Here is a 21,500-nt window from a genome sequence, read left to right on the forward strand (position 1 = left end):
CGCCCTGACCGTCGCGGGCGGCCGCTTCCTTGGCTTCGCGCGCGGCGGCCACGGCGGCCTGCTCGGCGGCGCGGCGTTCGGCGGCGATACGCTGGGCTTCCTGCGGATCCGGGGTGAAGCGCATGGTCAGCAGGCGCATCAGCGGACGCAGGATCAGCAGGTAGCCGAACAGCACTGCCAGGCCATAGATCACGTACTTGCTGATGTCGACGATATTGTCGCGCTCTTCCCACCAGGCCACCGGCGCGGCCTTCGGCGGGAAGTTCATGGCCGACACCACCAGCTGGTCGCCGCGTTCGGCGTTGATGCCCAGGCCGTTGCGCAGGATCTTGTCGATGTTGGCGATCTCGGCGGCGCTCCAGCCGGTCTTGGGCGTCGGCGCGGCGGCCTGGGCCAGCACCACGGCCACGCTCAGCTTTTCCAGCTGGCCGCGGCTGCGCTTGGTCTGGACGATGCTGCGGTCATACGCGTACTGGCGCGAGGTGGCGTTCTTGCGCGCGCTGCCGTCGGGCTGGCTGGCGTTCGGATCGGTGGCGCCGCCGGCGGTCTGCTGGGTGGCGGCGGCCGGGTTGGCGTTGGCCGGCGGCGGCCGGTTCGACAGCGTGCCCGGCACGCCCATCACCATGCGGTTGCGGTCCTGTTCCTCGCGCATGGCTTCGCTGGTGACTTTCGGATCGGCGCCGTATTTCTCGACGGTTTCCTCGACGCGGTCGTTGTTGACCGCGGCCGCCACCGACATGCGGAAATTGTCGTCGCCGATGACCGGACCGAGCAGGCCCTTGATGTTGGTCTTGACTTCTTCCTGGTAGCGCTTGCTCGCGTCGTTGCCGCTGGTGCCGGCGTCGAAGCCGTCGGCCAGGTCGATGTGCGCGGACAGCAGGTTGCCGGCCTGGTCGACCAGGCTGACGCGCTGCGGCGCCAGGCTGGCGACGCTGCCGGCCACCATGTTGACGACGGCGGCGATCGCTTCCGGCGTCAGCGTGGCGCCCGGCTTGAGCTGCACCACCACCGAGGCCGACGACTTGTCGCCGTCGGCCGAGACGAACGAGGTCGACTTGGCGATCGACAGGTGCACGCGCGCATGCGCGATCGCGTCCAGCGTCATGATCGATTGCGCCAGCTCGCCCTCGAGGCCGCGGCGGAAGCGCACGTCCTGCACGAACTGCGACACGCCCAGCGGGTCGTTCTTGTCCATCAGCTCCAGGCCGGCCGGCAGCTGCGCGGTCACGCCCTTGGCGGCCAGCAGCATGCGCACCTTGCCCAGCATCGAATCGGGCACCAGCACCTGGCCGCTGTCGGGGTGGATGCGGTAGGGGATGTGGTCGGCGTCGAGCACGGTCATCATGTCGGGCGCCGAGACTTTCTCGCGCGCGCCGAACACCGGCTTGTAGCTGGCCTGACTGTTCCACATGTACAGCATAACCAGCGCGGTCAGGCCGATCGCCAGGATCAGCAGCGGGTACAGGGTTTTCAGCAGATTGGGGGATAGCGCCAAAGCGCCCGGGTTCGAACGCCAGCGCTCGAAGGCGGACTTGATGGTATTTATCACGTTGTGTGCTTTCGCGTGGGCTTACAGCGGTAATTTGATCAGTTCGTCGAGGCCGCCCATCACCTTGTTGCGGACCTGCATCAACATCGAGAAGGACAGGCCGGCCTCCTGGCTGGCCAGCATGGCGCCGACCAGGTCGTCGCTCTTGCCGCTGTCGACGTCGGCCATTTTCTGGCCGGCCGCGGCATCCTGGGTATTCACGCCGTCGAGCGCGCTCTGCATGGCCTGGGCGAAGGAGAAGCCGGGCTGGGCGTCCTGCGCGCCGAACTGCTGGGCCGCCGTGATGCCACCGCCGTTGCTCAGGTTTTGCGCCGCGTTGGTCAGCGCGGCCAGGTCGGCCTGTATCAGGCTGGAGAATCCGTTGCTCATCTTGCTACCCCCGTTTTGCAGCGTTTGATACTGCGTTGAATCCAGATGATTACCTTAGCGAGATTGCCCGAAAGCAGCAAGTCTCCCGAAGGAATATGTGGCGACTTATACTCAAGGTGACAAAATTTCGTTGCTCTGTGTCACAGTCTTGTCAAAAAAATAGTGTAACGCTGTCAGACTGGCACCGACGCCGGACACCGTTTCTGGCGCCTTATTTGTTACGCAATATTTTCTTCATGTAAATTTTCTGCAGTGTGTCGCGGCGCTACGTGAAACTACGTTTTTTTAAAGCAAATGTCGTTATGAATCATTCACTAAGCGCAGTTTGTTAAGGTGTGTTGCAGAGCAATGTAGTGACTAGTGCGAGGCCTCTAAGCTTACCTCCTAGCAACATTATTGTAAAGTGGAATTTACCGTAGGAAAAATGCGGCGCCAAATATTGTGTATTAGCAATAATGTGAATTTTGAGGTATGCTGCTACCGGCATCATCCTACTTTACGTTAGGATTGCAAACCAAACCTGTAAATTGCGCTGGATGGAAGCTGCCGGATGGTGCGATGATGGAGGAGTGGGAAGAATTATCCGACCTGGCCTATACATGACGACGACAAAACAGACGCAACATCAAGTTCTGGATCCGAGCCTGCTCGGCCGTCCGGTGCATCTGCTGCATATCTTTGCGGCACAGTTGCGCGACGATCTGGCGCAGACCATGCGCCTGAATGTCAACCGCCGCTACTGGGGCGGCTTCCAGGTGGACGAGGTCGGCTTCAGCCGGCTCGAGGGCAATGAGATCCGCAGCCGCTGGCTGAGCTTTGCCGCGCCGGCCGGCCAGATCGCCTTTTCGCTCGAGCGCAAGGTGCTGCTCAGCGTGCTGAACTACCGCTACGGCAGCGGCGCCAAGAGCGAGGCCAAGGCCGACGGCACGGCCGCCATCGATGAAAGCACGGTGCGCGTCACCGCCACCGAGGAGCGCCTGGCTGTGGTGCTCGGGCAACAGCTGACCGGGGCGCTGGTCGGCCGCATCGAAGCCAATCTGCCGCGCAGCGACCGCGCGCCCGATGCGCCGGCCGAGGCCGACGCCGACGTCAAGGCGGTACCCGGCTCGCATCCGCCCAAGGGCACCTGGGCCATCACCGTCACCGTCAGCGAGGCGGCCGGCGGCGCGCCGGGGCGCTTCTGGTTCGCGCTCGACAAGAACCTGATGACCGACGTGCTGCGCGGCCTGCTGCGCGACCGCGACAACGGCAAGAAGCCCAAGCCGGCCGCGCCGCTGGCGCAGCGCCTGCAGGTGGGCCTGGTGGGCCGCCTGGCCAGCAAGGAAGTCTCGCTGGGCAGCCTGTACGATCTGCAGGTGGGGGACGTGATCCCGATCAGCCTGGCCCGAGCCGACGTCTTGCTCGAAGATTCGCGCCTGTTTACGGCCGCCGTGACCGAGCACAAAGGCAAACTGTGTTTAACCTCTTTTGAAGACGCCGAATAATGATGAACATGAACGTAGCCAACCCTAGCGACGCCTTGCTGGACGACTTGTCGGAAGAAATGATCATCGATCAGCCCGGCAACGAACTGGCCGAGGTGCCGGCCGTCGCGCCGCGCCGCGACCTGCCGGCGATGATGCGCAAGATCCCGGTCACGCTGACGCTGGAAGTGGGTTCGGCCCGGATCTCGCTGCAGGACCTGATGAACATCGGTCCCGACAGCGTGGTCGAACTGGACGTGCTGGCCGGCGAGCCGCTGGTCATCAAGGTCAACGGCACCGCCATCGGCCGCGCCGAAGTGGTGGTGGCCGGCGAGAACTATGGCCTCAAAGTGATCGACCTCGACGGCCTGAATCTCGACAACATGATGACTCCATGACCTGCCGCGTGACTGCGCAGCGGCGCCGCCGGTGGGCCGGCGCGGCCGCGGCGGCGGTGGTGCTGGGCATGGCGGGCTGGTGCGCGCCGGCCCAGGCGGTCGACCTGCTGGCCAATGTGGTGCCGGGGGCCAAGACCGAACTGACGGTCAAGATGCAAATCCTGATCATCATGACCTTGCTGGGCTTGCTCCCGGTGATGGTCATGATGATGACCAGTTTTACCCGCTTCGTGATCGTGCTGTCGCTGCTGCGCCAGGCGCTGGGTCTGCAGCAGGGCCTGCCCAACCGCATCATCACCGGCGTGGCGCTGATCCTGACGCTGCTGGTGATGCGCCCGATCGGCGAGCAGATCTGGACCGAGGCCTTCGTGCCCTACGACCAGGACAAGATCGGCCTGGACACCGCCCTGCAGATCGCGCAGAAGCCGGTGTCGCGCTTCATGCTGGCGCAGACCAGCAAGGCGGCGCTGCAGCAGATCGCCCACCTGGCCGGCGAGGATACCATCGCCAAGGCGGAAGACCACGCGTTCACCGTCAAGCTGGCGGCGTTCGTGCTGTCCGAACTGAAGACCGCGTTCCAGATCGGCTGCATGCTGTTCATCCCGTTCCTGGTGATCGACCTGGTGGTGTCGTCGGTGCTGATGGCGATGGGCATGATGATGCTGTCGCCGCTGGTGATTTCGCTGCCGTTCAAGCTGCTGCTGTTCGTGCTGGTGGACGGCTGGACCCTGACCGTGAACACGCTCGTGACGAGCATCCAAGCGTATTAGGAGCTGCGTATGCTGACCCCGGAAGTTGCCGTCGACCTGGTGGTCGAATCGCTGCACATCGTCATGCTGCTGGTGGTGATCCTGGTGGTGCCGGGCCTGATCACGGGCCTGCTGGTGGCGCTGTTCCAGGCCGCCACCCAGATCAACGAGCAGACGCTGAGCTTCCTGCCCAGGCTGCTGGTGACCTTGCTGGCCATCATCCTGGCCGGGCGCTGGATGTCCACCTACCTGATGGACTTCTGCGTCTCCATCTTCACCCGCGCCGCCACCCTGGTCGGCTGAGCCGCGCATGGAACAGGTCTTCGCCCAGCTGCTGCCGATGCTGACCGCCCTGTGGTGGCCGTTCTGCCGCATCCTGGCGATGTTGATCGGCGCGCCGGTGCTGGGCGAGGCGGTGACGCCGGTGACGGTGCGCATCCTGCTGGCGCTGGTGCTGGCGGTGGTGATGCTGCCGGTGACCGGTGCCGGCGCGCCGATCGACCCGTTCTCGCTGCACGGCGCGGTGGCGACCATGGAGCAAGGGCTGATCGGTTTCGTGCTGGGCCTGGCTTTCCACTTCAGCATGGCGGTGATCGGCGTGCTCGGCTACCTGGTGTCGTCGCAGATGGGCATGTCGATGGCGGTGATGAACGACCCGCTCAACGGCCAGTCGTCGGACGTCACTTCCGGGCTGCTGTCGGCGCTGGCCATCATCGTGTTCTTTGCCATCGACGGCCACCTGGTGATGACCAACGTGATCGCGCAGAGCTTCAAGGCCTGGCCGCTGGGCGCCGGCTTCGGGCCGCTGCTGATGCAGACCGTGGCCTACAATGTCGCCTGGATCTTCTCGGCGGCCATGCTGCTGGCGATCCCGGTGGTGTTTTCCACGCTGGTGGTGCAGATCGGCTTCGGCTTCCTCAACCGCGTGGCGCCGGCGCTGAATCTGTTCGCGCTGGGCTTTTCCGTGATCACCATCTTCGGCCTGATGATGCTGGCCGAGCTGGTGCGCTTCATCCCCGAGCATTACGCGCGCATGACCAATATGGTGCTGGACATGATACGCCAGCAGATGCAGGTGGCCCTCCATGGCTGACGACAGCAGCGGCGACAAAACAGAAAAGGCTTCACAGCAGAAGCTGAAGAAATCCCGCGAGGAAGGGCAGGTGGTCCGTTCGCGCGATCTGTCGACCGCGCTCGGCATCCTGGTCAGCCTCAAGCTGTTCGTCTACCTGCTGCCCGGCTACATGGACGAGTTCAACGAAATCTTTCACCAGAGCTTTGCGCCGCTGGACAGCGAGGGCGCGATCGACAACACCATGTCCACCGTGTTCAGCAGTTCGATGTGGCTGCTGATCAAGATGTTGCTGCCGCTGTTCGTGGTGCCGTTCTGCATCATGCTGGGCGCCATGATCCCGGGCGGCTGGGTGATGAGCACCAAGAACTGGGAACCGAAGTTCTCGCGCATGAACCCGGTGTCCAACATCGGCCGCCTGTTCAGCGCCAAGCACGGCACCGAGCTGCTGATCTCGATCGGCAAGGCCGGCGTGCTGATCGCCGTGCTGATCCACGTGGCCCGCGCCGGCGTCGGCCCCTACAACCAGCTGCAGCACATGCCGCTCGGCCAGGCCGTCGCCGGCGGCGCGGCGCTGATGCTGGACGGCCTGATGTCGCTGGTGGCGGTGTTCGTCATGTTCGCCCTGATCGACGTGCCGGCACAGGCGTATTTCTTCGCCAAGAGCCAGCGCATGAGCAAGCAGGATCTGAAGGAAGAGCACAAGTCGACCGAGGGCCGGCCCGAGGTGAAGGGCCGCATCCGCCAGCTGCAGCGCGCCATGGCGCGGCGCAGCGCGCGCAAGACGGTGCCCAGCGCCGACGTGGTGATCGTCAACCCCGAGCACTACGCGGTGGCGCTCAAGTACGACACCAACAAGGCCGAGGCGCCGTACGTGGTGGCCAAGGGCCTGGACGAGATGGCGCTGTACATCCGCCAGCTGGCCGTCGAATTCAGGATCGAAGTGATGGAGCTGCCGCCGCTGGCGCGCGCCATCTATAACACCAGCCAGGTCAACCAGCAGATCCCGGTGCAGCTGTACCAGGCCGTGTCGCAGGTGCTGAACTATGTGCTGCAGTTGCAAGCTTTCCGTGCCGGCCGCCGCAACGCCGCGCCGGACCGTCCAAACCAGGTAGAAGTGCCCACATCCATGAGCGAGGTTAAGCAGTGAATTTCATACAGACGCTGATTGCGGAGGCGCGTCGCCACAAGTTTGCCACCCCGGCCTTCCTGCTGGTGATCCTGGCGATGATCATCCTGCCGCTGCCGCCGTTGCTGCTGGACGTGATGTTCACGTTCAACATCGTGCTGGCGCTGATCGTGATCCTGGTGTCGGTGTCGGCGCGGCGACCGCTGGATTTCTCGGTGTTCCCGACGGTGATCCTGGCCACCACCATGCTGCGGCTGACCTTGAACGTCGCCTCGACCCGGGTGGTGCTGCTGCACGGCCATGAGGGCACGGCCGCGGCCGGCCACGTGATCGAGGCGTTCGGCCGGGTGGTCATCGGCGGCAATTACGTGGTCGGCATCGTGGTGTTCGTGATCCTGATGATCATCAACTTCATGGTGGTGACCAAGGGCGCCGAGCGGATTTCCGAAGTGTCGGCGCGCTTCACGCTGGACGCGCTGCCCGGCAAGCAGATGGCCATCGACGCCGACCTCAACGCCGGCCTGATCAATCAGGAAAAAGCCCAGCAGCGGCGCCAGGACGTGGCCACCGAGGCCGATTTCTACGGCGCCATGGACGGTGCCTCCAAGTTCGTGCGCGGCGACGCCATCGCCTCGATCCTGATCCTGATCATCAACATGGTCGGCGGCGTGGCGATCGGCTCGCTGATGAACGACATGTCGTTCGGCGACGCCTTCAAGCAGTACGCGCTGCTGACCATCGGTGACGGCCTGGTGGCGCAGATCCCGGCGCTGCTGCTGTCGGCCGCGGCGGCGATCCTGGTGACCCGTATCTCGGATTCGGGTGATTTCGAACAACAGGTGAGCAGCCAGCTGCTGGCGTCGCCGCAGGTGATCCTGAGCGCGGCCGGCGTGATGCTGATCATGGCGCTGGTGCCGGGCATGCCGTGGCAGATGTTCGGCACCTTCGCGGTGGTGCTGGCCTACGTCGGCTGGAAGCAGCTGAACCGGGTGGTCAAGCCCGACACCAGCAACCTCGACGCCATCGAAGCGGCGCTGCGCGACGAGCGCGCGCCCGAGCTCGACTGGCACAGCCTGCCGGCCGTGCAGCCGCTGCAGGTGGCGGTCGGCTACAAGCTGGTCAATTTGATCGACAAGGCGCACGGCGAACCGCTGACCAAGCGCATCCGCGGCGTACGCCAGAGCCTGTCCGAATCGATGGGCCTGCTGTTGCCGCCGATCTCGGTGCGCGACGACCTCGGCCTCAAACCCTCGCAGTACTCGGTGCTATTGTCGGGCAACGTGGTGGCGCAGGCGGAAGTGTTTGCCGACCGGCTGATGGCGATTCCGTCGCCCAACGTGTACGGCCAGGTGGACGGCATCCCCGGCATCGAACCGGCCTACGGCATGCCGGTGACCTGGATCGAAACCAGCGAGAAAGCCAACGCGCTGGGGCTGGGCTACCAGGTGGTGGAGGCGCCGAGCGTGGTGGCCACGCATTTGTCCAAGCTGATCCGCGAATACCTGCCGGAACTGTTCCGCCACGAAGACGTACCGGCGCTGATGGACCGGCTGACGGCGATGGCGCCCAAGCTGGCGGGTACGCTGGAAAAGGCGCTGACGCACACGCAGATCCTGCGCGTGATGCGGGTACTGCTGGCGGAAAACGTCTCGCTGAAAGACATCGTGCCGATCGCCACCACGCTGGTGGACAGCTCGGAAACCACCAAGGACCCGATCCTGCTGGCGGCGGAAGTGCGCTGCGCGCTGCGGCGCCAGATCGTCACCGGCCTGTTCGGACAGAAGACCGAGATGCAGGCGTTCAACCTCGGCGGCGACCTGGAGAACATGCTGCTGAGCTCACTGAACCAGGCGCGTCAGAGCGGCAAGGTGGTGCTGGACAACTACCCGATCGACCCGCATTTGCTGGCGCAGTTGCAGGTCAACATGCCGGTGGCGCGCGAGCAGATGAAGCAGCAGGCGACGCCGCCGCTGCTGCTGGTGCTGCCGCAGATCCGGCCGCTGCTGGCGCGCTACGCGCGCCTGTTCGCGCCGGGCCTGCACGTGCTGTCCTACAACGAAATCCCGGAAAACCGCGAAGTCAGCATCATCGGCACTGTCGGCTAACAGCGGGGACAGACCACGATTTTGGAATATTTCAAAATCGTGGTCTGTCCCCGATTCGGGGTTTTAAGCGCCGGTTAGCTTTGTCGCCCACGGCGGCAGGCGGTTGAACAGGCAGTGGGTGACGTTGTTGAAGCTGCCGAACTGCAGGCCGTGCCGTTCGGCCAGCACGATCAGGCTCTGTTTCGAGAACAGGCTGATGTGGCCATTGCGCGGCGCGGCGTACCACCAGGTGAGCCGGCGGTTCGGCTCGATATGCCCGTCCGACAGCAGGGTCGAGAAGATCACCACGCACTCGTCCGCCATCAGGGCGGTGATGTTCTGCATCAGCTCGGCCGGATCCGGCACGTGCTCGAACACTTCAAACGCGCTGATCAGGTTGAAGCGGCCCAGCTCGTCGAGCCGCTGGCCGTTGCGCGGGAACGGGTCGTAGGAGCTGGAGTCCCAGCCGTGCAGGCGCAGCGTTTGCGACAGCAGCCCGCTGCCGCCGCCATAGTCGAGGTGGCGGATCGCCGCCTTGCCGTCGCCAAACAGCCGTTGCAGGAAGTCGGCATTGGCCAGCGGCCGCTTGCTCACGTAGTCGGGGTCGATGTCGATGTAGCGCTGGTTGTAGATGTGCTGTTGAAATTCCTGGTCGCTCCAGCCGCACAGCTCGGGCGCCAGCGTGAACGCGCACGCCGGGCAGCGGTGATAATACACCGCTCGCCCCGACAGCGGCAGGAAATAGCGGCGCGCTTCCTCGCAACTCTTGTTGAAGTCGACCACGTCGTGGATCACGGTCGCGGCGCCGCAGACGGGGCAGGGATGGGCGACGGCCGGCGCGTTCATGCCAGCGCCCGCAAGCCGGCCTGCACGGCCGCGACCACCGGCGCCCAGTCGCCGATCTGTTGTTGGCGCAGCAGCGTGGCGCTTGGATACCACGGACTGCCGGCCCCATGCTCGAACCAGCGCCATTCGAACGGGGTCGGCAACATGATCCAGACCGGCTTGCCCAGCGCCCCCGCCAGGTGCGCGACGCTGGTGTCGACGGTGATCACCACGTCCATCAGGTCGCACAGCGCGGCGGTGTCGCTGAAGTCGCGCAGCAGGTGGCTGACCTGGCGCACCGGCAGCGTGTCGAGCAGCGCCTGGTCCTCGGGCCGGACTTCCTGTTGCAGGCAGATGAATTCGCAGGATTGCGCGAACACCGGCGCCAGGGTGGCCAGCGGCAGGCTGCGGTTGTGATCATTGCCGTGGGCGGCGCGGCCGCTCCAGACCACGCCGATACGCGCGCTGCTCTTCGGGCCGAGCAGTTGCTGCCATTGCGCCCGTTTGGCGGCGTCGCTGCGCAGATAGGCACCGGCGGCCGGGATGCTGTCGACGCGCGTGCCGAAGGCCAGCGGCAGGCTCAACATCGGGAGGTGGAAGTCGTAGGCGGGCAGGGCGCCGCCCTTGACGATGACCTGGTCGGCGTCGGCCATGCTGGTCATCAGCTGCGCCAGCGCCTCCTGTACTTCGAGGATCACGCGCGCGCCGCGTTGCCTGGCCAGCGTCGCATAGCGGCAGAACTGGATGGTGTCGCCCAGTCCCTGTTCGGCGTGCAGCAGCAGGGTTTTGCCCTGCAGCGGTTCGTTGCCGGTCCACTGCGGCTGCCGATAGCGGCCGGCATAGGGTGTCAGCGCCAGCTGGCCGACTTTCCAGCGCGCTTCGTAGCGTTGCCAGCCGCGTTCATAGTCGCCGCGCGCCAGCAGCAGCAGGGCACTGTTCCAGTTGGCCAGCGGCGAGTTGGGCGCGATGGCCAGCGCGCGCTCGAAGCTGGCCATGGCCTGGTCGCGCAGGCCCAGCCCCTGCAGCACGGTGCCCAGATTGACATGCGCCAGCGGATTGTCGGGCGCCAGTCGCGTCAGTTTTTCGAAGGCGATGCGGGCCTGCTCGACCTGCTGGTCGAGGTCGGCGTACGGGCTCTGCTCCGGCGCCTGCCGGTGCGCGCCGCGCTCCATTTTCAGCGCCAGCGCCCGCCGCAGGCTGGCCAGCACCTGCTCGTGCTGGCGGGTGTTGGCCAGCGCGTCGGCGTGCAGGCGGCGCAGGTCGGCGTTGTCGGCATCGAGCTCCAGCGCGGCGGCGTACAGCGCGGCCGCCGATTCGTAATGGCGCAGTTGTTCCAGTTCCTGGCCGCGCTGGCGGTAGGCGGCCACCAGCCGGGTTTGCAGCGTCAGCGCGGCCGCGTCGGCCTGTTGCGCGGCGTCGGGCTGGCCGAGCTGGCGCAGCACGGCCGCGCGCTGCCAGTGCGCCTGCAACAACTGCGGTTGCAGCCGCAGCGCCTGTTCCAGCGCCTGCAGGGCTTCCGCCTGGCGTCCGCGCGCCTGCAGCAAACGGCCGAGGCTGTAATGGGCCTCGGCGAACTCGGGCAGCAGCGCCAGCACCTGGCGGTAGCTGCGCTCGGCCTCGTCATCCTGGCCCAGCGCGTGCAGGATATTGCCGCGCTGGTGGTGGGCGTCGAGGTTGTGCGGATTCAGGGCCAGCGCCTGCTCGGCGTGGACCAGGGCCTGCTCGTATTGCCGGGCCTGGGCGAGCAGGGCGGCGCGGTTGCTCCATGCCTGGTCGTCGCCGGGCGCCAGCGTGAGCGCCTGTTCGTATCCCTGCAGCGCCTCGTCGATGCGCAGCAGCGATTGCAGCGTGACGGCGCGGTTGAAGTGGGTGTTGGCGTCAGCGGCGTCCAGCGCCAGCGCGCGGTCGTAGCTGCGCAGCGCCTCCTCCATCAGTTGCAGTTCGCGCAGTGCATTGCCGAGGTTGTTGTGGGCGGTGGCGTGTTCGGGGTCGACCGTCAGCGCGGAGCGGAAGAAGCTGGCCGCGGTGTCGAACGCGCCGCTCTGAAAGGCGGCGATGCCGGTGTTGTGCAGCGCGTCGAAATGGCGCGGCGCCAGCCGCAATACTTGCTCGTAGCCCTGCAGCGCGTGCGGCAACTGGCCGGCTTGGTGGAATTGCAGCGCTTGCGCGAACAACTGGTCAACGGTGGATGAAATTGCCATAGAAAGAAAATAAAAAGGGGCGGCGCACGGCCGCAAGAGCGCCGACCGGGCGTGGCGCGCTCATTGCAGTTCGTCGGCGACGGTGGGTTGCGACAGCAACACCGCCACTTCGGCCATGGCTTTGAACACGGCCTGGGTCAGGGTAGCGGTGTGCATGCGGCTGGGGTAGGCATGTTCGCCGCCGGCGGCCGGCAGTTCGCGGCGCAGGCGGCAGCGCAGGATGGTCAGGCCAGCGCGGCTGACCACCGCCGCCACCTGCGGCAGGATGTCGCGCATGTGCTGCATCACCGCGGTCTGGGCGGCGCCGATTTCCATCACCACGCCGTTGGCGCTGGCAGGTTCCAGCTGGATCACCACCCGTCCAAGGCCGGGCAGCGTCAGTTCCAGCCGCAGCGCCACGCGGGTGCGCTTGCGGCGGTTACGGTCGTATTCGTCATCGTCCTTGACCACCACCTTCAGCACCAGCCGCTCGGCGCCCCAGGCGTACACGGCGAAGCGCCACGGCTCCATCTCGGTCACCAGCGGCAGGCCCGGGCGGCCGTCGCGCAGGCTGGCCGGCAGCTGTTCGGTCATGAACAGGCTGGCGGGCAGGTGCTGGCCGCTGGCCTGTTCCAGCCAGGCGGCGCGTTGTTCGCCGTAGGTGCGTACCATGATTTGCCAGGAAGCCGCCATGGCCGAGGTGTCGGGCGGCTGCCAGACCAGCTGGCGCGACAGAAACACCTGGTTGGGGCGCATCGCGGCGGCATCGATGACATCGGCGGCTTCGGCCAAAGCGGCGGCCAGCGCCTCGGCATGCGCGGGGGACGCGGCGGTGTCGGGGCCGTCGAGGATGGCGCCGACGGAATTCGGACCGGTCGGACCGGTGGGCGCGGCCGGACCCAGCGGGCCGGTGGCGAAGTCGGGATCGAACGGCCCTTCGCTGCCGGGCACGCGCGTGACCTGCCCTGGCTGCGTCTGCGGCCGGTCCGGTACGCTGAGCGGACGGTTTGCTGGTCCGATACGATCTAAAGCCATCAGGCGCGCTTTCCGATAGTGCGGGTATAAAAAAGGCCAACCGGTTGTCCGGTTGGCCCTTGTTCAACCGGATACATTGGTATCCGGATAATACTACGATTACTGCAGCAGGGACATTACCAGCGACGAGGTGCTGTTCGACTGCTTCAGCATGGCGGTGCCGGCTTGCAGCAGCATCTGCGACGAGGTCATGTTCGACGATTCGGCGGCGAAGTCGGTGTCCATGATACGGCCGGTCGCGTCCTTGGTGTTGGTCGAGATGTTCTGCAGGTTGTTGTACACGTGGTCCAGACGGTTGGCCACCGCACCCAGTTGCGAACGCAGCGAACCGACCGCGTCGATCGCGCTCTTCAGCTTGTCGATCGAGCTGTTGGCCGCGCTGGCGCTGATGATTTCCGTACCGGCGCTGGCGCCACCGGCGGCACCGGCGGTGCCGTCCGACTTGAACTGGGTGGCGGCGCCGACCAGGGCGGTGGTCATGGTGCCGGTCGAGGTTTGCAGGTCGACATCCATTTTTTCGCTGCTCGAGGCGCCGATCTGGAACGACAGGGTGGTGCTCGAGGTGAAGGTGCCGGTGGTGTCGGTGAACAGCTTGGTGCCGCCGAACGAGGTGTTGCCGATGATGTTGGACAGTTCGTTCGACAGTGCGTCGAATTCAGCCTGGGCGGCGGTGCGGTCATCGTTGGTCGATGCGGCGTCCGACGACTGGGTCGCCAGATCTTTCATGCGGATCAGGATGTTGGTGGTTTCGTCCAGGGCGCCTTCGCCGGTTTGCAGCAGCGAGATCGAATTCTGGGTGTTGCGCATTGCCATGGCCATGCCGCTGGTCTGGGCTTTCAGGCGGGTAGCGATCTGCAGGCCAGCAGCGTCATCCATTGCCGAGTTGACGCGGAAGCCGGTGCTCAGGCGGGTCTGCGAAGTCGACAGCGCGGTTTGGGTGCGGGTGATCGAGTTCTGTGCGGAAAGGGCCGCGGTGTTGGTGTGAAGGCTCAGCATGAAATAACTCCTGGTAGGTGGATTCAGTTCGGAGCAAAGTACTCTTTGTGCTCTCCCAAGTACAAGACGACCGTATCTGGGAGGACATTAAATGCCTTAAGGAAATTCTTCAAAAAAATTGTAACAACGCCGCAAAGCCGCTGTTTACCGTGGTTTGCACCCGGCAAATTATGGACCGATGTGCGGCGCGAAGCAAGAAACCGGGCTGAACAAAAGAAAACGGCGCCGCAGCGCCGTTGTCATTTACATATTCGGATAGTTCGGACCGCCGCCGCCCTCCGGCGTCACCCAGACGATGTTCTGGGTCGGGTCCTTGATATCGCAGGTCTTGCAGTGGACGCAGTTCTGCGCATTGATCTGCAGGCGGTCGCTGCCGTCGTCATTCTTGACAAATTCATACACCCCGGCCGGACAGTAGCGCTGTTCCGGACCGGCGTACTGGCGCAGGTTGACGTCCACCGGCACACTGGCATTCTTCAGCGTCAGGTGGATGGGCTGGTCTTCGGCGTGGTTGGTGTTGGAAATAAACACCGACGACAGGCGGTCGAAGGTCAGCTTGCCGTCCGGCTTGGGATAGGCGATCGGCTGGAATTGCGAAGCCGGCTTCAGGCATTCGTGGTCGGCGTGCGCGTGGCGCAGCGTCCACGGCGCCTTGCCGCGGAACACGATCTGGTCGATGCCGGTCATGATCGAGCCCAGATACAGGCCTTTGCTCAGCCACGGCTTGACGTTGCGCGCCACGTGCAGTTCCTCGTGCAGCCACGACTGCTCGAACGCGGCAGGGTAGGCGGCCAGCTCGTCGCCCTGGCGGCCGGCGCCCAGCGCCTCGAACACGGCGTCGGCGGCCAGCATGCCCGACTTGATGGCGGCATGGCTGCCCTTGATGCGGCTCATGTTGAGGAAGCCGGCATCGCAGCCGATCAGCGCGCCGCCGGGGAACACCAGCTTGGGCAGCGACTGCAGGCCGCCGGCGGTGATCGCGCGCGCGCCGTAGGAAATACGCTTGCCGCCTTCGAAGAACTGGCGGATTTCCGGGTGGGTCTTATAGCGCTGGAATTCCTCGTACGGCGACAGATAGGGATTTTCGTAGTTCAGGCCGACCACGTAGCCGACCATGACCTGGTTGTTTTCCAGGTGGTACAGGAACGAGCCGCAATAGGTCTTGGCGTCCAGCGGCCAGCCGGTGGTGTGGATCACCAGGCCGGGTTGATGCTTGGCCGGGTCGATTTCCCACAATTCCTTGATGCCGATGCTGTAGGACTGCGGATCCTTGCCCTTGTTCAGGTCGTACCTGGCGATCAGCTGCTTGCCCAGGTGGCCGCGCGCGCCCTCGGCGAACAGCGTGTACTTGCCGTGCAGCTCCATGCCGAGCTGGAAGTCGGGGCCGGCTTCGCCGTCGCGCTTGACGCCCATGTTGCCGGTGGCGATGCCCTTGACCGAGCCGTCGTCGTTGTACAGCACCTCGGCCGCGGCAAAGCCGGGGAAGATTTCCACGCCCAGCGCCTCGGCCTGCTGGCCCAGCCAGCGCACCACGTTACCGAGCGAAATCACGTAGTTGCCGTGGTTTTCGAAGCATTTCGGCACCATGAAGTTCGGGGTCTGATACGCCTTGGTCTCGGTCAGGAACATCACGCGGTCTTCGCTGACGGGCGTGTTCAGCGGCGCGCCTTTTTCCTTCCAGTCCGGGATCAGCTCGGTGAGCGCGCGCGGATCCATCACGGCGCCGGACAGGATGTGCGCGCCGAGCTCGCCGCCTTTTTCCAGCACGACGACCGACACTTCCTGGCCCTGGGCCGCGGCCAGCTGTTTGATCTTGATCGCTGCCGACAAGCCTGCCGGGCCGCCGCCGACGATCACGACGTCATACTCCATCGCGTCGCGCGGGCCGTATTGTTCTACGAGGTTTTGTGGCTGTGTCATGGTTTGTAGTTATAGTGTGTGGTCAATGAAAAAATTTTAGCACGAGTGTGCTGTTTTTTGGTGCCGGATTGCGTGTGGCGCCATTGTCTTCGACATTATTAGACACCGCAATCTAATACTGGCGTTTTGTGTAATCATTATGCTTAGACATCCATTTCGTGATTCAGGAGCAGCCTGTGGGCATAGAAGTCAATTTTGAAGGAAAAATCGCGCTGGTCACCGGCGCCTCCAGCGGCCTCGGGGCGCGCTTTGCCAAAGTGCTGGCCCAGGCCGGCGCCCAGGTGGTGCTGGCCTCGCGCCGCACCGAGCGGCTGAAGGAGCTGCGCGCCGAGATCGAGGCCGACGGCGGCGCCGCGCACGTGGTCAGCCTGGACGTGACCGACTACGCCAGCATCAAGTCGGCCATCGCCCATGCCGAGACCGAGGCCGGTGCGATCGACATCCTGGTCAACAATTCCGGCGTGTCGACCACCCAGCGCCTGGTCGACGTCACGCCGGAAGACTACAACTTCGTGATGGACACCAATCTGCGCGGCGCCTTTTTCGTGGCGCAGGAAACCGCCAAGCGCATGATCGCGCGCGCCAAGGGCGACCCGAGCAAGAAACACCGCATCATCAACATCGCCTCGGTGGCCGGCTTGCGCGTGCTGCCGCAGATCGGCGTGTATTGCATGAGCAAGGCCGGCGTGGTGCAGATGACCAAGGCGATGGCGGTGGAGTGGGGCAAATACGGCATCAACACCAACGCCATCTGCCCCGGCTACATTTCCACCGAGATCAACGAGGAATACTTTGCCACCGAGCAGGGCCAGAAACTGATCGAGATGCTGCCGCGCAAGCGCCCCGGCAAGCCGGAAGACCTGGACGGCCTGCTGTTGCTGCTGGCCGGCGAGGATTCCAACTTCATCAACGGTGCCGTGATTTCCGCCGACGACGGCATGACCGCCACCTAGAGCTGCACGCCCATCAGCTTGTGCACCAGTTCGGACGAGGTGGCGGCGGAAAACTTGCGCATCAGCCGCGCGCGGTGCATTTCCACCGTGCGCGGACTGAGGTCGACCTGGCGGGCGATGGTCTTGCTGGTCTTGCCCTCGACCAGCAGGGCGGCGATTTCGCGCTCGCGCGGGGTCAGTTCGGCGGTGACCGGGCGTTTTTCGCTGACATCCTCGAACGTCCAGATGCCGGCGCCGAGCGGATCGCCGGCGCGCAGCGCGTGGCCGGTGACGTGGCACCAGAACAGCTCGCCGCTGGCGCGGCGCATGATGCGCTCGTCCGAATAGCGCCCCCTGGCGTTCATGATCGGGATGATGCGGTCGCCGGTGCGCAGGAATTCGTCCATGGTCGGATACAGCGCCAGGAACGACAGGCCGTTCAGCTGGCCGCGGGTATAGCCGAACATCCCGGCCAGCGCTTCATTCGAGGTTTGAATGACGCGATTTTCCGAAATGCACATGCCGACCGGCGCATGCAGGAAGATGGTTTCGTAGTCGATCACTGGCTGAAGGCTCATAGGCAGGACAGGTATTTCTACGGTATTGTACTTTTGATGTGCGTATTCTATGCTGACTCGCCTCATTGCTAATCGATTTAACAAGCTTGGCAATGCTTTAGCAACATAAACATAAGGGACATCCATGAACAAGATCTATCCGGACGCCGCCACCGCTCTGGCCGGCGTCGTGCAGAACGACCAGACCATCGCCGTCGGCGGCTTCGGCCTGTGCGGCATCCCCGAAGCGCTGATCGGCGCCCTGCGCGATTCCGGCGTGACCGGCCTGACGGCGATTTCCAACAATGCCGGCGTGGACGGCTTCGGCCTCGGCCAGCTGCTGGAAACGCGCCAGATCAAGAAGATGATCGCTTCCTACGTCGGCGAAAACAAGGAGTTCGCGCGCCAGTACCTGGCCGGCGAACTGGAACTGGAATTCACGCCGCAGGGCACGCTGGCCGAGAAGCTGCGCGCCGGCGGCGCCGGGATTCCGGCCTTCTTCACCAAGACCGGCGTCGGCACCATCGTTGCCGACGGCAAGGAAATCCGCGAATTCGACGGCGAGCAATATGTGATGGAACGCAGCCTGGTAGCCGATCTGGCATTGGTCAAGGCCTGGAAGGCCGACAAGGCCGGCAACCTGGTGTTCCGCAAGACCGCGCGCAACTTCAATCCGAACGCCGCCATGGCCGGCAAGGTCTGCATCGTGGAAGTCGAACAGCTGGTCGAGACCGGCGAGATCGATCCGGACCAGGTGCATCTGCCCAGCATCTACGTGCACCGTATCGTGGTCAACGCCACGCCGGAAAAACGCATCGAGCAGCGCACCATCCGCGCCGCCAACTAAAACATCGGAGATTGAACATGGCATGGACTCGTGATCAAATGGCCGCGCGCGCGGCCCAGGAACTGCAGGACGGTTATTACGTCAACCTCGGCATCGGTCTGCCCACGCTGGTAGCCAACTATGTGCCGCCCGGCATGGAAGTATTCCTGCAATCGGAAAACGGCCTGCTCGGCATCGGCCCGTTTCCGACCGAAGAAGAAATCGACGCCGACCTGATCAATGCCGGCAAGCAGACCGTGACCGCGCTGCCCGGCGCGGCCTACTTCAGCTCGGCCGACTCGTTCGGGATGATCCGCGGCGGCAAGATCAACCTGGCCATCCTGGGCGCCATGCAGGTGTCGGAGCAGGGCGATCTGGCCAACTGGATGATCCCCGGCAAGATGGTGAAGGGCATGGGGGGCGCCATGGACCTGGTGGCCGGCGTGAAAAAGGTGGTGGTGCTGATGGAACACGTGGCCACCGCCAAGGATGGCTCGACCTCGCACAAGCTGCTGCCGAAGTGCGACCTGCCGCTGACCGGTGTTGGCGTGGTCGACCTGATCGTCACCGACCTGGGTGTGATGGAAGTGACCGACAGCGGCCTGAAAGTGACCGAACTGGCGCCCGGCGTGACCAAGGACCAGATCCAGAGCGCCACCGGCGTGACACTGGACTTCTCGGCGCTCTGAACAGCGGGGACAGACCACGATTTTGCAACTTGCGAAATCGTGGTCTGTCCCGGTTTTGGTTAAATACCAACAGTGTGAAATTAAAATTTAACAAATCTTTATTTTAAACCTAAAGTTCGTTGTACTATAGGCATGCAATTTATGCATCGAATTGCATCGACAACTTACTTTGGGAGCGAACATGAAGAAAGCATTGCTTACCGTATTTGCTGCATTCTCTCTGCTGTCTACCTTGGCGCACGCCGATAGTTTCACCACCAGCGAAGATGTCTTCGGCCAGGCCGCCGCCGGCAAGGATGTCTGGCAAACCTTGTCTGATCCGTACGTCAGGTCCGGCAATACGTGGAGCTGGAACGATCTGTCGTTCAGCTGCGCCGGCCACTGGTGCGACACCGGCTTCGGCGGCTATAACGACCATTTCAATTTCCTGACCGGCAACTATGTGTATTTTGCCGGGCCTGATACCGCTACCATTACCTTCAAGCAGGCGGTGTCGTCGGTGGGCATGGGCATCTGGGGTCTGGGTCATATCCATGACGACAGCGGCTCCATCCCCACGCCGCTGACCGTCACCTATGCCGACGGCAGCCACACCTTCTTCACTGACGTGCGCTTCAACGGCGACGTGGCCAACGAGCGCAAATTCTTCGGCCTGTTCTTCGACAAGCCGGTAACGTCGATCACGTTCAGCAGCATCGTGCCGGACGATGGCCTGTTCTTCGACAACATCCGCTACACCGTGGCGGCGGTGCCGGAACCGGAAACCTGGGCCATGCTGGCCGCCGGCCTGGGCCTGGTAGGCGTTGCCGGCCGACGTCGCCGTCGTAACGCTGATAGCGCTATCGCCGGCTGATCAGGCCTCGATGGTGACATGCGCCGCGCGCACGCGCGGCGCCTTTTTGCGCAGCCAGTACAGGCCGCGCTGCGGACTTTCGCTGAAGCCTGCGCGCGGATAGACGTCGCGGCAAGGCGTGTTCAGCTCGGTTTCGACCAACGGACCCACCACCGCCTGCACCTCTTCCGCAAACAACAAGTCGGCGACGTGGTGCAGGGCGGCGATCTCGACATCCATGCCGAGGACCCGGCAGCTCATCACGAACTGGCGGATGATGCCTTCCGCCACCAGCAGCGCACCCACCGTGCCATAGTCGGAGAACTTGTCCTGCACCGCGAAGGCGTACACGCGGCCGCCCTTGTCGAAGAAGTTGACGAAATCGCCGCTGCTCCAGCGGATGCCGGTGGTATTGAACTGGTTGGTCTTGTTGACCAGCTCGCTCACGCGCTGGAAGCCTTCGTCATGCTGGCTGTGCATGACCTTGAACTGGACCTTGATGTCCAGGCCGGTGAGGAATTCCTCGCGGCTGCCGCTGCCGGCCTTGGCCTTGTCGCGCTGGATGATGTTGCGATAGGATTCCTCGCGCTTGGCGGTTTCCTCGTTGGAGTAATTGCGTTGGGTTTCCGCCGACCACAACAGCTGGCGCCGCGTCAGATAGGGATCGGCGCCGATCACGCGGATGCCGGGCACATTGGCTGCCACTTCGGCGCGTTCGACCGGGTTGTCGTCGACGAACACGGCGCTCTTCGCGGTCAGCGACAGCGCGGCCAGGGTGTCGCGGATGTTTTCCGACTTCGGCAGCCAGTTGACCTTGGGCAGCAGGAAGTCTTCGAACTTCAGCCACGGCAGCACCGCGCGCTCCCAGCGCGCGCGCACCACGGCTTCATCGTTCTTGGACACCAGCGACACCATGATGCCGCGCCGGCGCAGGTGGTGCACCGCTTCCCACAGGCCGACCGGCCAGTTGTGGATCACCGGCCATTCCTGCCCGGTCTCGTAGTGTTCGGCGATCTGGCCGCGCCACAGCGTGTTGTCGAGGTCAAAGAATACGATCTTGACCGTGTCGGTCTGGTTGGCCACCCGCACCATGTGTTCGATCTGGGCCAGCAGCAGCTCGCTGAATTCCATGGTCGCGAGGGCGTAGGTCTGGTTGGCGTCTGGCACCAGCTCGATGCGCGCCTGCTGGTTGCCGAGCCAGGCCGGATAATTGTCCATCTCGTCGACGTCGGCGGCGAAGATGCCCAGGTGGGCCTGGAACGCCACCGCGTCGTCCATGAAGCGGCGTTTGCCGAAGCTGCTGGCCATGCTTTCCACATCGGCCACGAAGGCGTTCTTGTACTCGGTGGCGATCAGGTAGTCGAGATGATCATTAAGGGCGCGTACCAGCCGGTTGAAGTCGCGCGGCCCGCCGCGCTCGGCAAGACTCGGCAGCAGACTGTTCTGCGGCACCATGAAATTGCCGACGATGGTCAGGATGCCATGCTCGCGGTTGTGACGCATGGCCTGGCGCAGTTTGGCTTCCAGCACGCCTTTTGCCAGCGGCTCGTAGGTGACGAAATCGAATTCCTGTTCGAACTCGGTGATCCGCACGGCATTGTCGCCCACGATGGTACGGAACGGCAGCTGGATGTACTGCACCTGGTAGCCGGCCACCTGTTCGGCCGTCATCGGCGTCAGCTCCAGCATGTTGTTGAACCACTCGAAGTCGAACTGGACTTCTGGCTGCAGGGCCTTGAAGTCCTTAAGAAAATGTTCAGTCATGCAAGAGCCGACAATAAACACTTTTTTCAGCGCGTAAGGGCTGACCGCCAGATCGCGCGGGAACAGATAATCGACCGTTTTCATCTTGGAAGCAAATTGCGATTGGGCAAAGTTGCATCATGATGCAAGCG

Annotated in this window: 20 protein-coding genes; 11 read left to right on the plus strand and 9 right to left on the minus strand. The window is 64.0% G+C overall.

The features are described from left to right. The coding region (fliF, locus tag E4L98_RS17905) for a flagellar basal-body MS-ring/collar protein FliF (protein WP_135202910.1) at window positions 1-1,549 on the minus strand (1,549 nt) is incomplete at its 3' end. Between the two features lie 21 nt (window positions 1,550-1,570). Continuing rightward, the gene (gene fliE, locus E4L98_RS17910; RefSeq protein WP_135202911.1) at window positions 1,571-1,918 is read right to left on the minus strand and encodes a flagellar hook-basal body complex protein FliE; all 348 of its coding nucleotides are present in this window, start codon (window positions 1,916-1,918) and stop codon (window positions 1,571-1,573) included. 599 nt (window positions 1,919-2,517) lie between these two features. Here fliE and E4L98_RS17915 point away from each other — a divergent pair. The 7 genes from E4L98_RS17915 to flhA are packed head-to-tail and all read left to right on the plus strand — an operon-like array spanning window position 2,518 to window position 8,834. Continuing rightward, window positions 2,518-3,402 carry a FliM/FliN family flagellar motor switch protein gene (locus tag E4L98_RS17915; RefSeq protein WP_135202912.1) on the plus strand — a complete coding sequence of 295 codons (885 nt, stop codon included), beginning with the start codon at window positions 2,518-2,520 and terminating at the stop codon, window positions 3,400-3,402. A gap of 2 nt (window positions 3,403-3,404) precedes the next feature. After that, window positions 3,405-3,779, plus strand: a complete 375-nt coding sequence (locus E4L98_RS17920) for a FliM/FliN family flagellar motor switch protein (protein WP_205746766.1) — start codon at window positions 3,405-3,407, stop codon at window positions 3,777-3,779. Further along, a complete protein-coding gene (gene fliP, locus E4L98_RS17925) occupies window positions 3,776-4,549 on the plus strand; it encodes a flagellar type III secretion system pore protein FliP (protein WP_135202914.1) in 774 nt (257 codons plus the stop codon). Before E4L98_RS17920 ends, fliP begins: the two co-directional genes overlap by 4 nt. A gap of 9 nt (window positions 4,550-4,558) precedes the next feature. Then, the gene (gene fliQ, locus E4L98_RS17930) at window positions 4,559-4,831 is read left to right on the plus strand and encodes a flagellar biosynthesis protein FliQ (protein WP_135202915.1); all 273 of its coding nucleotides are present in this window, start codon (window positions 4,559-4,561) and stop codon (window positions 4,829-4,831) included. A gap of 7 nt (window positions 4,832-4,838) precedes the next feature. After that, entirely contained in the window at window positions 4,839-5,621 is a 783-nt protein-coding gene (locus E4L98_RS17935; protein WP_135202916.1) for a flagellar biosynthetic protein FliR, read from the plus strand. Next, window positions 5,614-6,750 (plus strand): EscU/YscU/HrcU family type III secretion system export apparatus switch protein, encoded by a 1,137-nt coding sequence (locus tag E4L98_RS17940; RefSeq protein WP_135202917.1) that lies wholly within the window; start codon window positions 5,614-5,616, stop codon window positions 6,748-6,750. Before E4L98_RS17935 ends, E4L98_RS17940 begins: the two co-directional genes overlap by 8 nt. Further along, on the plus strand, window positions 6,747-8,834 hold the full coding sequence (gene flhA, locus E4L98_RS17945) for a flagellar biosynthesis protein FlhA (protein ID WP_135202918.1): 2,088 nt from the start codon (window positions 6,747-6,749) through the stop codon (window positions 8,832-8,834). The genes E4L98_RS17940 and flhA overlap by 4 nt, the downstream gene beginning before the upstream one ends. Window positions 8,835-8,897: 63 nt before the next feature. Here the strand turns inward: flhA and E4L98_RS17950 are convergent, their stop codons facing one another. The 5 genes from E4L98_RS17950 to E4L98_RS17970 form a co-directional block, all read right to left on the minus strand. After that, entirely contained in the window at window positions 8,898-9,659 is a 762-nt protein-coding gene (locus E4L98_RS17950; protein WP_135202919.1) for a class I SAM-dependent methyltransferase, read from the minus strand. Next, window positions 9,656-11,839, minus strand: coding sequence for a tetratricopeptide repeat protein (locus tag E4L98_RS17955; protein ID WP_135202920.1), 2,184 nt, complete (start codon window positions 11,837-11,839; stop codon window positions 9,656-9,658). The genes E4L98_RS17950 and E4L98_RS17955 overlap by 4 nt, the downstream gene beginning before the upstream one ends. Before the next feature lie 60 nt (window positions 11,840-11,899). After that, complete coding sequence (locus tag E4L98_RS17960; protein ID WP_135202921.1) at window positions 11,900-12,853, minus strand: hypothetical protein; 954 nt, start codon at window positions 12,851-12,853, stop codon at window positions 11,900-11,902. A gap of 99 nt (window positions 12,854-12,952) precedes the next feature. After that, the gene (locus tag E4L98_RS17965) at window positions 12,953-13,849 is read right to left on the minus strand and encodes a flagellin N-terminal helical domain-containing protein (protein ID WP_135202922.1); all 897 of its coding nucleotides are present in this window, start codon (window positions 13,847-13,849) and stop codon (window positions 12,953-12,955) included. A gap of 243 nt (window positions 13,850-14,092) precedes the next feature. Further along, window positions 14,093-15,769: an electron transfer flavoprotein-ubiquinone oxidoreductase gene (locus tag E4L98_RS17970; RefSeq protein ID WP_205746767.1), complete on the minus strand. Its 1,677-nt coding sequence runs from the start codon at window positions 15,767-15,769 to the stop codon at window positions 14,093-14,095. 176 nt (window positions 15,770-15,945) lie between these two features. Between E4L98_RS17970 and E4L98_RS17975 the strand changes: the two genes are divergently transcribed. After that, window positions 15,946-16,722: an SDR family oxidoreductase gene (locus E4L98_RS17975; RefSeq protein ID WP_135202923.1), complete on the plus strand. Its 777-nt coding sequence runs from the start codon at window positions 15,946-15,948 to the stop codon at window positions 16,720-16,722. Here E4L98_RS17975 and E4L98_RS17980 read toward each other — a convergent pair. After that, entirely contained in the window at window positions 16,719-17,279 is a 561-nt protein-coding gene (locus tag E4L98_RS17980; RefSeq protein WP_135202924.1) for a PAS and helix-turn-helix domain-containing protein, read from the minus strand. The two genes, E4L98_RS17975 and E4L98_RS17980, sit on opposite strands and share 4 nt — an antisense overlap. Window positions 17,280-17,403: 124 nt before the next feature. Between E4L98_RS17980 and E4L98_RS17985 the strand changes: the two genes are divergently transcribed. From E4L98_RS17985 to E4L98_RS30775, 3 genes are all read left to right on the plus strand, one after another. After that, window positions 17,404-18,105: a CoA transferase subunit A gene (locus tag E4L98_RS17985; protein WP_135202925.1), complete on the plus strand. Its 702-nt coding sequence runs from the start codon at window positions 17,404-17,406 to the stop codon at window positions 18,103-18,105. A gap of 17 nt (window positions 18,106-18,122) precedes the next feature. After that, window positions 18,123-18,773 (plus strand): CoA transferase subunit B, encoded by a 651-nt coding sequence (locus E4L98_RS17990; RefSeq protein ID WP_135202926.1) that lies wholly within the window; start codon window positions 18,123-18,125, stop codon window positions 18,771-18,773. Between the two features lie 181 nt (window positions 18,774-18,954). Beyond that, window positions 18,955-19,626, plus strand: coding sequence for a PEPxxWA-CTERM sorting domain-containing protein (locus E4L98_RS30775; protein WP_229257440.1), 672 nt, complete (start codon window positions 18,955-18,957; stop codon window positions 19,624-19,626). Here the strand turns inward: E4L98_RS30775 and E4L98_RS18000 are convergent, their stop codons facing one another. Continuing rightward, the gene (locus tag E4L98_RS18000) at window positions 19,627-21,453 is read right to left on the minus strand and encodes an HAD-IIIC family phosphatase (protein ID WP_135202927.1); all 1,827 of its coding nucleotides are present in this window, start codon (window positions 21,451-21,453) and stop codon (window positions 19,627-19,629) included. It lies immediately after the preceding gene. Window positions 21,454-21,500 lie beyond the last annotated feature (47 nt).

The organism is Duganella callida (genome assembly GCF_004614165.1).
In the GTDB taxonomy this organism is placed as follows: Bacteria; Pseudomonadota; Gammaproteobacteria; order Burkholderiales; family Burkholderiaceae_D; genus Rugamonas; species Rugamonas callida.